Below are 15,561 nucleotides of genomic sequence, written 5' to 3'. Positions count from 1 at the left end.
CGGGGTCAGACCGTGAAGATCGGCGCGGGCTCGGTCTCGTCCGGCAGCGCGAATTCGTCGACCAGTCGGCCAAGCCGGAGCGAGACTTCGAGATTGGCGCGCACCGCCGGCCTCCAGGCCTCCTCGACCGGCAGCGCCAGCGCTTTCGATACGGCGTCGATATAATCGTCCAGCGGCTCGGCCATCACGCTCCCAAACAATCTCTCAGTGCACTCTTAGTGGACCTGCAACGGCGGATGCGGGATCGCCGTCAGCAGCTCCTTGGTGTAGTCGTCCTGCGGATCGCTGAGGACTTTTTCGGAAGAGCCCTCTTCGACGATTCGACCTGTCCGCATGACAATGACACGATCGCACAACAAGCGCACTACGTTCAAATCATGCGAGACGAACAGATAACTCATACCTAGCCGCGCTTTCAGGTCCTGAAGCAGATTGAGGACCACGGCCTGGACCGAGACGTCCAGCGCCGCGGTCGGCTCGTCCAGGATGACGAGTTTTGGATGCAGCGCGATGGCGCGCGCGATGCCGACGCGGGCCTTCTGGCCGCCGGAGAGCTGGTGCGGAAACCGATCCAACAGATTGTGCGGCAGGCCGACCATGGTGGCGAGTTCCTCGCAGCGCGTTCGCAGCGCATCGCGGCCCCTGATATCGCCGAGCTGCATGATGGGGTCGGCGATGGCGCGGGCGGCGGTGAAACGCGGGTTGAGGCTGTCGGTCGGGTCCTGGAACACCATCTGGATGCGGCTGCGCTGCGGCAGCCGGGCGAAGGAGGCAGGCGCGATGGCGCCGATGTCCTCGCCGTCGAACTGGATCAGGCCCGAGGTCTGGTCGAGCAGCCGCATCACCATCATCGACGTGGTCGATTTGCCGCAGCCGGACTCACCGACCAGGCCGACGCTCTCGCCATGGCCGATGGAGAGGCTGATGCCGTCGACGGCGCGGAAGACGTCCGGCTCCACCGGCGGCTTGCGGCCGAACAGTTTTCCGAGCGTGGCGGTGGCGCCCTGGCGAGGGTATTCCTTGACGAGCTTTTCGATGAGGAGGAGGGGCGTCTGGCTCTCCATGCCTGCTGCTACGGTCGAAGCCACGGACGAGGAGCTCGCGGCGGCGAGCGCAGCACCCTCTTCCTCCGGCAACAGATCCCGCAGGCTCACACCGAGCCGCGGCGTCGCGCGCATCAGCTTCTTGGTGTAGGGGTGCTGCGGGTTGGCGAAGATATCGGCGGCTTTCGCGGTCTCGACGACGCGGCCCTTTTCCATCACAACGACGCGGTCGCAATAGGCAGCCGCAAGGCCGAGGTCGTGGGTAATCAGGATGGTGGACATCGCCTTGCGCTTGGTCAGCTCGACGATCAGGTCCATCACCGCCTTCTGGGTGGTAACGTCGAGGCCGGTGGTCGGCTCGTCCGCGATCAGGAGCTGCGGATTGCAGGCGAGCGCGAGCGCGATGACGACGCGCTGGCACATGCCGCCTGAGAGCTCGAACGGATAGGCGTGGTAGCGCTCGCGCGGGCGGGCGATCTTGACCTGCTCCAGCGCTTCGATCGCCTTTTCTCCGTGGTCGGAAACGATGGCTTGCTGCACATGGGTGCGCAAGACGTCCTCGATCTGATCGCCGACTTTCCGGATCGGGTTCAGCGCCGCGCGCGGGTTCTGAAAGATCATCGAGACTTCGCGGCCGCGCAGATCGCGCATCTGGCCTTCGGTCGCGGCCTTCACGTCGATACCCGAAAACATCACCGAGCCTTCGGCGATCCGTCCGGCGCGATCGAGGATGCGCATCACCGCATAGGACGTCACCGACTTGCCCGAGCCGGACTCGCCGACGATGGCGAGCGTCTCGCCCTTGGCGACGGAGATGTTGACGTGCTGCACGGCTTTGACGATGCCGCGGCGGGTGGTGAATTCGACCGTGAGGTCCTGGACGTTGAGCAGGGGCTGGGCGGTCATGAAGGCCTCCCGTCACTCAAAAAGTGCGAAAACAACCCCATGCACAGTAGAATGACATTGTAATCATTGGAGAATTTTTGACGGAAATTTGCCATCACGTCCTCCGCTGCGGGTCGACGATGTCGCGGAGGCCGTCGCCGAGGAGGTTGAAGCAGAACACGGCGATCATCAGAGCGAGGCCGGGGAATAGCGCGATCCACCACTCACCCGACACCATGAAGCCCGCGCCTTCCGCGACCATGATGCCCCATTCGGCGGTCGGCGGGCGGACGCCGAGGCCGATGAAGGAGAGGCCCGCGGCATTGAGGATGGCGTAGCCCATGGTCAGCGACATCTGCACGATCATGATCGGCATGATGTTCGGCAAAATGTGCACCAGCAGGATGCGGAATTCGCCGTTGCCCGACAGACGCGCGGCCTGCACGAAGCCGGCATTGCGGCGGACATTGGCTTCGGCGCGCGCGACGCGGGCGTAGAGCGGGAAGTTCACGATCGCGGTGGCCAGGATGATGTTCTGCACGGTGTTACCGAGGGCGGCGACGATGCCCATCGCCAGCACGAACAGCGGGAACGCCATGATGGTATCGGCGATGCGGCCGACGATGCGGTCGGTCCAGCCACCGAAATAGCCGGCCGCGATGCCGGCAAGCCCGCCCATCAGGAAGACCAGCACGACGGAGGCGACGGCGATGAACGTATCGAGCCGCGTCGCCACGATGACGCGGCTAAAAATGTCGCGGCCGAGCTGGTCGGTGCCGAACCAGTGCGCCATCGACGGCGGCTTCAGCGCCGCGGCGGTATCGGAAGCGAGCGGATCATACGGCACCACATAGGGGCCGAAGATCGCCGCAATGAGGATCACGATCAGCAGCGCGAAGGCGAAACCCGTGACCTTGTTCTCGCCGAGAACATAGCGGGTCTGTTCGAGGATCGCGACGAGCCCCGACGTGCGGGCGGGACCAACAGGTTCAACAGCAGGCGCAACGGAGCTCATGATTTAGCCCTCCAACCTGACACGCGGATCGATCACGCCATAGAGAATGTCGATCACGAGATTCAAAAGCACGTACATGACCGCCATGGTCAGCACAAAGCCCTGCACCGGCGCGAAGTCGGACGAGATCAGCGCTTCCACCGCGTAGGAGCCGATGCCGGGCCAGGCGAACACTTTTTCCACCAGCACGTTGGCCCCTAACAGGAACGAGAACACCATGCTGAGCGTGGTGATCACGGGCAGCATCGCATTGCGAAACGCGTAGGTGATGATGACGGTCGACGGCGACAGGCCGCTGGCGCGGGCCGTACGCACGAACTCCGACGACAACACCGCCAGCATCGAGGCGCGCGTCATGCGCGCGATCGGCGCCAGCGAGAAGATCGCGAGCGTCGTCGCCGGCAAAATGAGCTGGCTCAGCGCCGAACGGAACGCCTCGAAGTCGCGCGCGATCAGGGTGTCGATCAGGTAGAAGCCGGTCACCGTCGGCGGCGCGCTGTAGAACACATCGAGGCGGCCGAGCGGCGCGGGCGACCAGCCAAGCCGGAAATAGAAGACGTAGACCAGCACCAGGCCGGTGAAGAACACCGGCAACGACACGCCGGCCGTCGTTGTCACCCGGCATAAGTGGTCGACCCATGATCCTGGTCGTGTCGCCGCGAGCACGCCGAGCGGAATGGCGATCACGACAGAGACGATGAGGCCGAGCAGCGTCAGCTCGGCGGAAGCCGGCAGGCGGTTGCGGATTTCGGCCGCGACCGGCTGTCCCGTGGTGAGCGAGTTGCCGAAATCGCCGTGTGCGAGATCGTTGGTGTAGCGGAAGAACTGCTCGATCAGCGGCCTGTCGAGGCCGAGCTTCTTGCGGATCTGCTCGACGGCTTCCTTGGTCGCGGCGGGGCCGGCGAAGTAGGCGGCGGGGTCGCCCGGCAACGCGCGCGTCAGCAGGAAGGTGACGATGACGACCCCGATCAGCGAGGGAATCGCGAACATCAGGCGCTTGCCGATCATGGTCAGCATGGAAAGACGCTCCTGGATGACGGACGAATCTCGCTAGCGGACAAGAGCGTTGCCCCGCGCTCCGCGGCGTTCCCTCCCCCCTTGCGGGGGAGGGCTAGGGAGAGGGGTGGCCCCGGGAGAGGTCGGAGTTCGTGGCTACCCCTCTCCCCGACCCTCCCCCGCAAGGGGGGAGGGAGCGAGAGATTGGTGGCCATCTCACACGATGACGAAACCGCATCGCGATCAGAGAGACAAACACATGCCGATGCGTCGCCGACGATCAGCATGACGGCTCACCCCTTCACCAGCGTGCGGTAATCCAGCCTCCGGTGGAACCAGTATTGGTAGCCGCTGATGTTCTTCTGCATCGCGACGTTGACGAAGGGCTGGTACAGCGGGATGCGCGGGATGTCGGTGAAAGCGAGATCGACAAAACCCTTCACGTCGGTGTCGTAGGTCGCAGTGTCGCCAGTGGCGGCGGCGGTGCGCGCGCCGTCGATCAGCTTGTCCATCTCCGCCGACTTGTAGCTCATGGTGTTGAAGACGGAATTGTTGCCGTGATAGCACCAGTAGAAGAAGTATTCGGGGTAATCGAGCCAGCCCGAGAACACGTTGGTGAAGAGCGGCATCTCCTTCTTGTTCAGCTCGGTGCGCCAGTTGGCGCCGGGCACCTTGTTGATGGTGGTCTTGATGCCGATCTGCGCGAGAGATTCCTGCACCAGCACGCAGAGCGGCTCGTTGACGCCCGCGAAGTTGAGATCGAACGAGATCGTGGTCTCGAAGCCGTTGGCGAGGCCTGCCTCCGCCATCAGCGCTTTCGCCTTCTCGATGTCGGTGTTGTATTTGTGCGGCTGCGGCCAGGCGACTTCGGTCGGCTTGTCCTTCGGCGCGCCGAACATCGGGTTGGCGAGGCCAAACATCACCGCGTCCATGATCTTCTGATAGGGCAGCGCATAGGCGACCGCCTGACGCACCTTGGGATTGTCGAAGGGCGGCTTGGTGACGTTCATGCCGATATACTGGATGCCGTTGGAGAACGGCAGCGACACGACGTTGAGCTTGCCGTTCGCCTTCATCTCCTGAAAGTCCTTGTTGGGCAGCTCGTAGGAGATGTCGGCGTCGCCGCGCTCCAGCAGCGCGCGGCGGTTGCCGGCCTGCGGCACCATGCGCCAGATCACGCGCTTGATCTTCGGCAGGGGACCGCAGACCCAATCCTCGTTGCGCTCCATGATGACTTCGGTGCCGGCGGTCCACTTCGTCACCTTGTAGGCGCCGGAGCCCGCGGTCTGCTGCTTGGTGAATTCCAGACCCCAGGGGTCCTTCTCGCTGGCGTTCTTCTTCACCAGCTCGGAGTTGACGATGCAGGGCACGATGACCGCGAGATCGGGGATCGTGAGCTTGTCCTTCTTCAGGAAGTCCACGCGCACGGTGGTGTCGTCGATCACGACGAACTGCTCCGGCTTGGTCAGCGAGCCCGCGCTCATCTGGAAGGTCGGGAAGCCGCCGACGCTGACGGCGCGGTCGAGCGACCACTTCACGTCCTTGGCGGTGACGGGCGTGCCGTCGTGGAATTTGGCGTTCTTGCGCAGCTTGAAGGTGACCGACATGTCGTCGATCTTCATCTCCTCGGCGAGCTCGCCCTTGAACTTGTCGCGGTCGTAATAGGGCACGCCGCCGGGGCCGGTCTTCATCTCGTGGCTGATCAGGCGGTCGTAGCAATTCCAGGACACTTCGTAGCCGGGCACGTTGGTGCCGACGCCGTGGATGTCGAGATTGTTCGGGCCACCTTCCGAGACGATCAGCAACGTCTCCGAGCGCGCATCGGCGTAGGCGGTGGAGACGACCTGTGGGATCGCCGGAAGCGCCGCGCCTGCGGCCAATCCGGACACGGACTTGAGAAAATCGCGGCGCTTCATGGAAAATGCTCCAACGCAAAAGTTTCTGGTTGGAACAGGGATTCGCAAGGTTCGTGCCAGCGCTTAATGGGACCCTAATTTCATTATAAGATACTGATTATAAATAATATTTTTGATATTCCGGTGATTATCCGCGTTCTGGGCAAGCCGCTCGATTGCATACAAAGATTCGATTCTGCTCTAAAATTAAGCTGATAAATTGAGCGCTGCCGGATTGAGCAGGCGTCGCGGCGCCCACTTCGCAGATGGCCAGGCGGGTTCAGCCCGCCCAGATCAGATCCTGCAACTCGACGAGATCGTTCGCCCTGTCCTGCCAGCCCTCGATACAGACGTGGCTATTGAGGTCACTGGCGCGGTGCAGCAGCATCAACGCCATCAGCCGGCGCTTGAGCGCATAGTCCGGCTTTGCATAGCCAAAGCCCTCGAGCAGACTGCGCACCCTCCCCGGCCGGCCCGCCGCCATGAAGGCGCCGGGGCCGAGCAGATCGTAGTCGCGCCATCCCGTCAGCACGTCGCCGAAGTCGAACAGGCCCGCGAGCGACCATTGATCGTCGTGGCAGGCGAGCAAGAAGTTCTGGGGGATATATTCGCCGACCAGGATCACCGGCGGCGCTTCCATCGGAATCAGCTCGGCCGCGTCGCGCAGGAGATCGTCGAGGCCTACGAGGAATTTCGGTGCAAGGCCGAGGCGCATGTGCCGCGCCCTACAGCCTTGCATCTGGGCGCGCATGAACGCGGCCCAGCGCGGCTCGATCTCCGCCAGCGATCCAAGCGGCGCGCGCTGCACGGCGGCGATGGTCTCGCCGATCTGCCGCAGCAGGCGCTCCTTCTGCGCTTCGGCCAATTGCGGCCACACCTCCGAGCCGAGCGTGCCGGCAAGACGCGTGATGACGAGATAGGGCCAGCCATCGCGCTCACCCTCCGCGACGATCTCCGGGATCGGCAGATGAAGGCGGCCGGCAAGCTGCGCCAGCGACCCGCGTTCGGAGACGAATTGCGCGCGCAAGAGCGGCGGGAAGATTTTCAGGATCAGCTTCTCACTGAGGCCGACGACGAGATTGGTGCCGGTCGCAAACACGTGCGGCGAACTGGTATCGAGACCGTGGCTGCGGGCGATGTCGAGCGCGATCGGCAGCCACAGCAGTGGATCAGAGCGAAAGGCACGAAAGCTTTCCGCGTCGGTGAAGTGAGGTAGTTTCATCGACATCGCGACCTTATGCATTTCAAAAGCAGTTCCCCCGCGGCCCATCCTTCGAGACGCCCGCTTTGGCGGGCTCCTCAGGATGAGGGCGGAGTGCGTGGCAGCGATTTTGGCAGGCACCGATGCCGACTTAGCCTCATCCTGAGGAGACCGCGAAGCGGTCGTCTCGAAGGACGAGGCGCGCACTCACGCATACGCTACCGGTCCGGGCTGGCGCGCTCGAACTGGCGCAGCAGCTTGTTGCCGCGCTCGACCGCGGCATCGAGCGCGGCCTGCGCGCCCTTCTGGCCGGTAAAGGCCTGCTCCAGCTCGTCCTCGATTGCGCCGCGGATCAGCACGAAGGAGCCGAGCCGGATGCCCTTCGAGTTCTCCGTCGGCTGATGCAGCGTGATCTCCTCGAACGAGATCGCGGAGCCCGGATTGCGCTCGTAAAAACCCTGCGCGCGCGTCAGCTCGAAGGCGGCGCGGGTGATCGGCAGATAGCCGGTGTTCTGGTGCCAGGCCGCCTGCACGCCGGGCTGCGACAGATAGGCGAAGAACCGCGCCACGCCCTTGTATTCCGCGCGCGGGCGGTCGCGCAGCACCCACAGCGTGGCGCCGCCGATGATCGAGTTCTGCGGCGCGTTCTTCACATCGGGCCAATACGGCATCATGCCGTAGCCGATGTCGAACTTCGAATTCGCCTTGATGTCGGCCCGCGTCGCCGAGGAGCCGATGAAGATGCCGCATTCGCCCTTCTGGAAGCGCGGCTCGGCCGACTGCCCGCGGCCGCCGTAGTCGAACACCTTGTCCTTCTGCCACTCGGCGAGCTGGGCGATGTGTTGCACGACGACCGGGTTGTTGATGGTCAGCTCGGCATCCAGCCCCGCAAAGCCATTGGTCCGCGTCGCGAGCGGCAGATTGTGGAAGGCGGAGAAATTCTCGATGTGGATCCAGGACGGCCAGGAGGTGGTGAAGCCGCACACAGCGCCGCGCTCGCGCAGGCGCTTTGCGGCAAGCCCAAGCTCGGGCCATGTCTTCGGCGGCGCCTCCGGATCGAGGCCCGCGTCGCGGAACATGGTCTTGTTGTAATAAAGGATCGGCGTCGAGGAATTGAACGGGAAGGACAACAGATTGCCGGCCGCGTCGGTGTAATAGCCGGAGACTGCGGGAAGGTAGTCGCCCAGCGAGAACGGCTCGTTCATGTCCCGCATCATGGTGAACACGGGATAGATCGCGCCCTTGGCCGCGGTCATGGTGGCGGTCGCGACCTCGTTGACCTGGACGATCGCCGGCTGGCTGCGCGAGCGGAAGGCGAAGATCGCCGCCGTCACGGTCTCGGTGTAGTTGCCCTTGTAAGCAGGCACGATGCGGTAATCGGATTGCGAGGCGTTGAAATCGGCGGCGAGCTTCTCGAGCTGCCGGCCGAGTTCGCCGGACATGGCGTGCCACAGCGCGATGTCGGTTGCGGCGCGCGCCTGAACAGGCATTGCGAGGACGATGAAAGCGGCGAGGATCCGCAAAAGACTCGATGCTGAAATCACGATGGCTCTTCCCGTGTCGCGCGGCAAAGGCGACCATACCTGCTTAAGGCGCGGCATTTCCTGTTTCAACCGGGAATGAACGGCGGCCGCGCCGCACAATCGCTCCGCCGGGTGCGGCGGGATGGCCTTCCCTCAACCATCTGCTAGATTGCATTGAACCTTTTTGCTTCGCCATAGACTCCACCACTGAGGGGTTGAGTGTGCCAGTGCTGAACCGTGCCGAACTCTCGCGGACCGGGTTGATCTTCGTCGCGCTTCTGCTCGCGGTCTGCGCGACGAGCGCAGCTGCGCGCGAATTCCGCGCCGCCGACACCCAGGCCGAGGATTACCCGACCGTCCAGGCGCTGCGCTACATGGGCGCGCTGATTGCCGAGCGCACCGGCGGCCGGCACGAGATCAAGGTGTTCCATTCCCGTCAGCTCGGCGAAGAGAAGGAGACCATCGAGCAGACCAGGGTCGGCGCGATCGACCTTAACCGGACCAATGTGGCGCTGATCGGCAACTTCGTCCCGGCGATGAACGTGCTCGCCATGCCGTTCCTGTTCCGGTCCATCGAGCACATGCAGAAGGTGCTGGACGGGCCGATCGGCAGCGAGATCCTCGGCAGTTTTGAGCCCTACGGCTTCGTCGGGCTCGCCTTCTACGATTCCGGCGCGCGGTCGATCTACAACGGCGTCCGTCCGATACGAAGTGTCGCCGACCTCAAGGGATTGCGGATCCGGGTGCAGCAGTCGGAGTTGATGAGCGAGATGATTCGCTCGCTCGGCGCCGAGCCGGTCGAAATGCCCTACGGGCAGGTGCTCACCGGGCTTGCCAACCATCTGATCGACGGCGCCGAAAACAACTGGCCATCTTTCGTGACGACAGACCATTACAAACATGCCGGCCACCTCGCGCTCACCGAGCACACGATGAGCCCGGAAGTGCTGGTGATCTCGCTGAAGGCCTGGAAGAGCCTTTCGGCCGACGATCAGCAGCTATTCCGCGAAGCAGCGGCTCGCTCCAGCCGGTTCATGCGCGAGAAGTGGCGCGACCTCGAGGAGCAGTCGCAGCACAAGGCTGAAGCCGCCGGCATCACCGTCGCTAGGGATATCGACCGCAAGCCGTTCGAGGAGGCGATGGCTGCGATCTATGCCAAGGCGGGGCGCGATCCCGCTGCGGCCACGCTGATCGAACGCATTCGCAAGGTGGAGTGAGCCGCTTGGCTGCACTTGGACACAGCGAGCACGCAGACAGGCCGCCCGGCCCGCTCGGGCGGCTGCGCGCACGCCTGGTCGGGATGCTCCGCGCGGTGCCGATCCGCTGGCGCATCCTGTCGATCGCGGCGCTGAACTCGGCCGTGGTCGTGGTGCTGGTGGGGCTGATCTGGAACGGCACGCAGGTGCTGGGCTCGGCCTGGGGCGACGTCCGGCAGGTGCGCGAGTCCGACCGCATCCTGGCGCTGCTCGAAAGCGAGACCGGGCGCCTGCACAATCTGATCCACCGCTACATCAACCAGCCGAGCCCGGACCTGTTCGCCGAGATCCTCCTGCTGCGCGAGGCGGTGCTGGGCACGCTGACCGACCGTGCCGCCAAGGACCCGATGCTGTCAGGCTCGGTCGAGGAGCTGGAGCGCACCACCGACCGCTTCCTCAACGGCTTCGGCGAGCTGCGCAGCGTGCAGGCGACCATCGCCAAGACCTATGAGGAGCAGGTGCAGGGCCCGGCCAGGGATATGGCCGGGCTCTATTCCATCATCGAGGGCGCCACTGGCCATCGCGACGCCCTGATCTGGCCCTCGCTCGGCAAGTCGCGCGAGGCCTTCACCGCGATGCTGGTGGCCGCCAACTCCTACTATCTGTCGCTCTCGCCGGGTGCCGCTGATGATGCGCGCCGCAACACCGAGACGATCGAGAAGACCATTCCGGTCATGATCGATCTCGCCGACAACGACCTGCAGCGCATGGCGCTGCAACGGCTCGGGACCCGCACCATGGCGCTGCGCGAGGGTTTTGCAAAACTCTCCGAGCAGCTGACGAGCCGCACCGAATTGCTGCGCAACACCATCGACGCCAGCCAGGCCGAGGCGATCGGCGCCATCGACGACCTCTCGACCAAGATGCGCCAGCGCGAGCAGAAGGCGCAGGAGACGTTTGATCGTACCCTTGCCGATATCTCGCGGCGGGTGCTGTCGATCGCGGTGATCTTCCTCGGCATCATCCTCACCGCCGGCGTGCTGATCGCGCTGTCGATCCGCCTGCCGCTGCAGCAGATCATGACCGCGATGCGCGCGATCACGCTCGGCGACCTCGACCGCGAGGTGCAGGGCACCAAGGCACGCGACGAGGTCGGCGCCATGGCGCGCGCCGTCGAGGTGTTCCGCGAGAACGCGATCGCGAAGCGCGAGACCGAGGACGAGCTGCGCGCGTCGAAGGAGAAGGCCGAGAGCGCGCTGCTCGAGCTCAACACCGCGCAGCAGAATTTGATCGACGCCGAACGGCTGGCGGCGCTCGGCGGCCTCGTCGCCGGCGTCGCGCACGAGGTCAACAACCCGATCGGCATCAGCCTGACCGTTGCTTCGAGTTTTGCCCGGCGCACCGAGATCTTCGAGGCCCAGCTCAAGGGCGACGGCGGCCTGCGCCGCTCGCAGCTGGAGGAGTTCGTGCAGTCCTCGCGCGACGCCTCGCAGCAGCTCGTCGCCAACCTCACCCGCGCCGGCGAGCTGATCCAGTCGTTCAAGCAGGTCGCGGTCGACCGCTCGCATGCCGAGCGGCGGCAGTTCTCACTCAGCGAAGCCACCGACCAGATCATCGCCAGCCTGCGTCCGGTCCTGAAGCGCTCGCCGATCACACTCCAGGCCGACGTGCCCGAGGGGCTCCTGCTCGACGGCTATCCAGGCTCCTACGGCCAGATCCTGACCAACCTCTTCCTCAACGCCGCCAACCACGCCTTTGCCGACGGCCGCGCCGGCACGATCACGATCTCGGCGCGGCCGCGCGGGACCGACGACATCGAGATCATCTTCGCCGATGACGGGGCCGGCATGACCCCTGACGTGCAGCGCCAGGCCTTTGACCCATTCTTTACCACCCGGCGCAATGAAGGTGGTACGGGACTCGGCTTGCATATCGTCTATAACCTTGTCACCCAGCAGCTCGGCGGGCGCATGATGCTGGAATCCAAGCTGGGACAAGGCACTACTTTTCGCATTATCATGCCCCGGGTCGCCAAGGGCGGCGCGCAAAGCACAGAGACTGACGGGACTTCTCAATGGCCGAACAGGACGATGTCCTCCACCTGATCGACGATACCGGTACCGCACCGGAGGACCAGAACGCACGGAAGTGGAAGATCGCCGTCATCGACGACGATCCGGCCGTGCATGACGGCACCCGCTTCGCGCTGTCCGACTACAGCCTCAACGGCCAGGGACTGGAGATCCTCTCCGCCCATTCCGCGGCGGAAGGTCGCAAGCTGATGGCCGCGCATGGCGACATCGCCGCCGTGCTGCTCGACGTCATCATGGAGACCGATGTCGCCGGCCTCGAGCTGGTCGAGTTCATCCGCAACGAGCTCAAGAACGAGACCGTACGTATCATCCTGCGCACGGGACAGCCCGGCCAGGCGCCGGAGCGGCGCGTGATCGTCCAGTACGACATCAACGACTACAAGGCCAAGACCGAGCTCACCGCCGACAAGCTGTTCACCTCGCTGACCGCGGCGCTGCGCTCCTATCAGCAGCTCGAGCGCATGGTGCAGACGCGGCGCGGGCTCGAGATCATCATCGACGCCGCCTCGACGCTGTACGACTTCAAGTCGATGCAGCGGCTCGCCGAGGGCGTGCTGACCCAGCTCGCCTCGCTGCTCAATGTCGATTGCGCCGGCATATTGGTGCTGCGCGACAATGGCGGCGTGGACCCCGAGCTCTCCGTGCTCGCCGGCAGCGGCTGCTACAGCCGCTTCATCGGCACGACCTCGTCGAAGGCGCTCGACCCCGATCTGCGGACGATGGTGGAAGCCGCGTTCCAGGGCCGCAAGAACGAATTCGCCGACCACCGCAGCGTGATCTATCTGCGGACCGGCTCCGGCCGCGAGGTGGTGGTGCTGCTGCAGGCCGAACGCGAGCTGTCCGAGACCGACCGCTCGCTGGTCGAGATCTTCTCCAGCCGGCTCTCGATCGCCTTCGACAACGTCATCCTCTACCAGCAGCTCCAGGACGCCAACACGCAGCTCGAGGACCGCGTCGCCCAGCGCACCCGCGCGCTGATGCAGGCCAACCGCCGCCTCTCGGCGCAATGGCTGCGGCTGCAGCGCGCCAACGGCTTCAAGAACGAGATTCTCGGCACCGTCGCCCACGACCTCAAGAACCCGCTCGGCGTCATCCTCGGCCGCACCGAGATGCTGAAGGAGCTGATCTCGACCGGCGCCTCCTCCGACGGCGTGGTCGCCCAGGTCGATCACATCCGCGATGCGACGAAGCGCCTGACCACGATGGTCGATCATCTGATCTCCGACGCGATGGCCGATGCCTTCGACATCACCATCCGCCGCGAGCCGGTCGACGTCGCGGCGCTGGTGAAAGAGGTCGCCGATGCCAACCACCCGCTCGCGGTCAACAAGCAGCAGGCGATCAGCGTCACGGCGCCACCCAACATCGTCACCATGTGCGACACCGACCGCATCCGCGAGGCGATCGACAATCTGATCAGCAACGCCATCAAATACTCCCCGATCGGCGGCAAGATCATCGTCGCCGTCACCCATGAGGCCAGCGATACCGTCGTCCGCGTCAGCGACGAGGGCGCCGGCCTGTCGCCGGAGGATCTCGGCCGCCTGTTCGGCCGGTTCCAGCGGCTGTCGGCCAAACCGACCGCGGGCGAGAGCTCGACGGGGCTTGGGCTTTCCATCGTCAAGCGTATTATCGACATGCATGGCGGCGAGGTGACGGCCGAGAGCGACGGTCCCGGCAAGGGATCGACCTTCACCATCACCCTGCCCGCGACCGAGTTGCCGTGATTCGAGTACCGAGATCTGAGTGATATGACCCAAAGCCAGCACATCATGATCGTCGACGACGAGGCCCCGGCCAGGGAGATGGTCGGCGATTACCTCAAGATGCACGGCTTCACCGTGACGCTGTGCGACGGCGGCAAGAGCTTGCGCACCGCGATCGACGGCAGCATGCCCGACCTCGTCGTGCTCGACCTCAACATGCCCGAGGAAGACGGCCTCTCGATCATCCGCGACCTCAAGAGCCGCATCAACGTGCCCGTCATCATGCTGACGGCGACCGCGAGCCCGATCGACCGCGTCGTCGGTCTCGAGCTCGGCGCCGACGATTACGTGGCAAAGCCCTGCGAGCTGCGCGAGCTGATGGCGCGCATCCGCTCGGTGTTGCGGCGAAGCACGCCGGTGAAGGCGGCCGAGACCGCGCCCGCCAAATCGGACAAGGATCAACTGGTGCGCTTCGGCACCAAATGGCTCGACCTCGAAGCGCAGGCCTTGCGCGACGACGAAGGCAACGAGCATCCGCTCACCGCGTCCGAGTTCGGGCTGCTCAAGGTGTTTGCGGCCAATCCGAAGCGCGTGCTGTCGCGCGAACGCCTGCTCGAACTGGCCAATGCGCGCGACGCCGAAGCCTTCGACCGCGCCGTGGATCTGCGCATCATGCGCATCCGCCGCAAGATCGAGCCCGACCCGACCAAGCCAGCCGTGATCCGCACCATCCGCGGCGGCGGCTATCTGTTCTCGCCCGCGGGCGAGAAGGCGTAAGTCGCGCGGCACCTACCGCTGGCGTCCCGGGCTCGCTTCACGCCCCGGAATGACGGCATGGGTGGCGCGACCGAACGCAAAGCCCGGAATTTCGTTCCCGGCTGCTCCGGGCGCTCCCCAATCCTCACCCCCGTATTTTCCGTACATTGAAATTCCACGGCTTTTCGCCCCGAATGTTTCGTCGCGGTCTGTCCGACGAAACAATTTGGCGGCGCACGAAACCATTTTTCGCTTTTCGTGCAGACGTCCCGAAACGTTCGCTGATTAACACTTTGGTCCAAGGAAACGCCGCTCGGTTGCGGCGCTACGGGGAGCTAAGTCAATGCCGAACGTCATCGCCATCAACGCCCAAGCCAGCCAGAGCATCATTGCCGCTCAGGCGACCTCGGACGACATGCTCCTGGAGAGCATTGCGGACGGCAACCGGACGTCCATGCACATCCTCTATTGCCGGCACAATGTGCGGGTTTATCGCTTCATCCTGCGCATCGTGCGTGACGCGACCACAGCGGAAGACCTGGTCAGCCAAGTGTTCCTCGACGTGTGGCGCACGGCAGGCCAGTTCCAGGGCCGCTCGCAGGTCTCGACCTGGCTGCTCTCGATCGCGCGCTTCAAGGCGCTGACCGCGATGCGCCAGCGCCGCTTCGAGGACATCGACCAGGACGACGTGCGCCAGATTCCTGACGATGCCGAGACGCCCGAGACCTCGCTCGACCGCAACGACACCAGCGCCATCCTGCGCGCCTGCGTGCAAAAGCTGTCGCCCGCGCATCGCGAGATCATCAACCTCGTCTACTACCATGAGAAGTCAGTGGAGGAGGTCGGTCAGATCATCGGCATCCCGCAGAGTACGGTGAAGACCCGGATGTTCTATGCGCGCAAGCAACTGGCCGATTTGCTTAAGGGCGCCGGCGTCGACCGTTTCGCCGCCTAAGACCAAGGATTTCAATGGGATAGGACCGAACTTTCGGCCCTGTCCCCGGACACGGAAGTGTTACCGCCGACGAAATAATTGAAACAAAGCACAACATCAGGCGGAAAAACTTCCCTCCTATAAAGCTCACATACGGTTTCGTTAAACCTCCCAAGACTTCCAGCGACCCGGACGGGATGCCCCCCTCCGGGTCGTTTTGTGTTTGGCGGGCTGAGGCCCATTTTGGCCACCCAAGTGAGGCGGCACCGCTCCATCATTCCCTCCCCCCTTGCGGGGAGGGGCAGGGAGGGGGGGTAC

The 15,561-nt window shown here is 64.4% G+C and carries 12 protein-coding genes; 5 read left to right on the top strand and 7 right to left on the bottom strand.

From position 1 onward, the window contains the following. Positions 1–5: 5 nt before the first annotated feature. From IVB46_RS44585 to ugpB, 7 genes are all read right to left on the bottom strand, one after another. Positions 6–185: a DUF4089 domain-containing protein gene (locus IVB46_RS44585; protein WP_028148078.1), complete on the bottom strand. Its 180-nt coding sequence runs from the start codon at positions 183–185 to the stop codon at positions 6–8. Positions 186–215: 30 nt separating this feature from the next. Beyond that, positions 216–1,949, bottom strand: coding sequence for an ABC transporter ATP-binding protein (locus tag IVB46_RS44580; RefSeq protein WP_247312862.1), 1,734 nt, complete (start codon positions 1,947–1,949; stop codon positions 216–218). 94 nt (positions 1,950–2,043) lie between these two features. Continuing rightward, positions 2,044–2,943, bottom strand: a complete 900-nt coding sequence (locus IVB46_RS44575) for an ABC transporter permease (RefSeq protein ID WP_014491237.1) — start codon at positions 2,941–2,943, stop codon at positions 2,044–2,046. Positions 2,944–2,946: 3 nt separating this feature from the next. Continuing rightward, on the bottom strand, positions 2,947–3,960 hold the full coding sequence (locus IVB46_RS44570) for an ABC transporter permease (protein ID WP_028151990.1): 1,014 nt from the start codon (positions 3,958–3,960) through the stop codon (positions 2,947–2,949). Between the two features lie 272 nt (positions 3,961–4,232). Next, a complete protein-coding gene (locus IVB46_RS44565) occupies positions 4,233–5,855 on the bottom strand; it encodes an ABC transporter substrate-binding protein (protein WP_247346284.1) in 1,623 nt (540 codons plus the stop codon). 259 nt (positions 5,856–6,114) lie between these two features. After that, the gene (locus IVB46_RS44560) at positions 6,115–7,062 is read right to left on the bottom strand and encodes an aminoglycoside 3'-phosphotransferase/choline kinase family protein (RefSeq protein WP_247312867.1); all 948 of its coding nucleotides are present in this window, start codon (positions 7,060–7,062) and stop codon (positions 6,115–6,117) included. Positions 7,063–7,253: 191 nt separating this feature from the next. Beyond that, positions 7,254–8,636: a sn-glycerol-3-phosphate ABC transporter substrate-binding protein UgpB gene (ugpB, locus tag IVB46_RS44555; protein ID WP_247312871.1), complete on the bottom strand. Its 1,383-nt coding sequence runs from the start codon at positions 8,634–8,636 to the stop codon at positions 7,254–7,256. 143 nt (positions 8,637–8,779) lie between these two features. Between ugpB and IVB46_RS44550 the strand changes: the two genes are divergently transcribed. From IVB46_RS44550 to IVB46_RS44530, 5 genes are all read left to right on the top strand, one after another. Beyond that, positions 8,780–9,775: a TRAP transporter substrate-binding protein gene (locus tag IVB46_RS44550; RefSeq protein ID WP_247312874.1), complete on the top strand. Its 996-nt coding sequence runs from the start codon at positions 8,780–8,782 to the stop codon at positions 9,773–9,775. A gap of 83 nt (positions 9,776–9,858) precedes the next feature. Next, a complete protein-coding gene (locus IVB46_RS44545; protein WP_223154137.1) occupies positions 9,859–11,859 on the top strand; it encodes an ATP-binding protein in 2,001 nt (666 codons plus the stop codon). Continuing rightward, entirely contained in the window at positions 11,829–13,574 is a 1,746-nt protein-coding gene (locus IVB46_RS44540; protein WP_063979952.1) for a DUF3369 domain-containing protein, read from the top strand. The genes IVB46_RS44545 and IVB46_RS44540 overlap by 31 nt, the downstream gene beginning before the upstream one ends. 24 nt (positions 13,575–13,598) lie before the next feature. Beyond that, entirely contained in the window at positions 13,599–14,330 is a 732-nt protein-coding gene (locus IVB46_RS44535; protein WP_028151984.1) for a response regulator, read from the top strand. 322 nt (positions 14,331–14,652) lie between these two features. Continuing rightward, a complete protein-coding gene (locus IVB46_RS44530) occupies positions 14,653–15,264 on the top strand; it encodes a sigma-70 family RNA polymerase sigma factor (protein ID WP_028151983.1) in 612 nt (203 codons plus the stop codon). The last annotated feature ends 297 nt before the right edge of the window (positions 15,265–15,561 follow it).

The sequence above is a fragment of the Bradyrhizobium sp. 61 genome (genome assembly GCF_023073075.1).
Taxonomy (GTDB): Bacteria; Pseudomonadota; Alphaproteobacteria; order Rhizobiales; family Xanthobacteraceae; genus Bradyrhizobium; species Bradyrhizobium barranii.
Note: the sequence above shows the minus strand (reverse complement) of the source record. Positions and strands in the feature narration are given on the sequence as shown.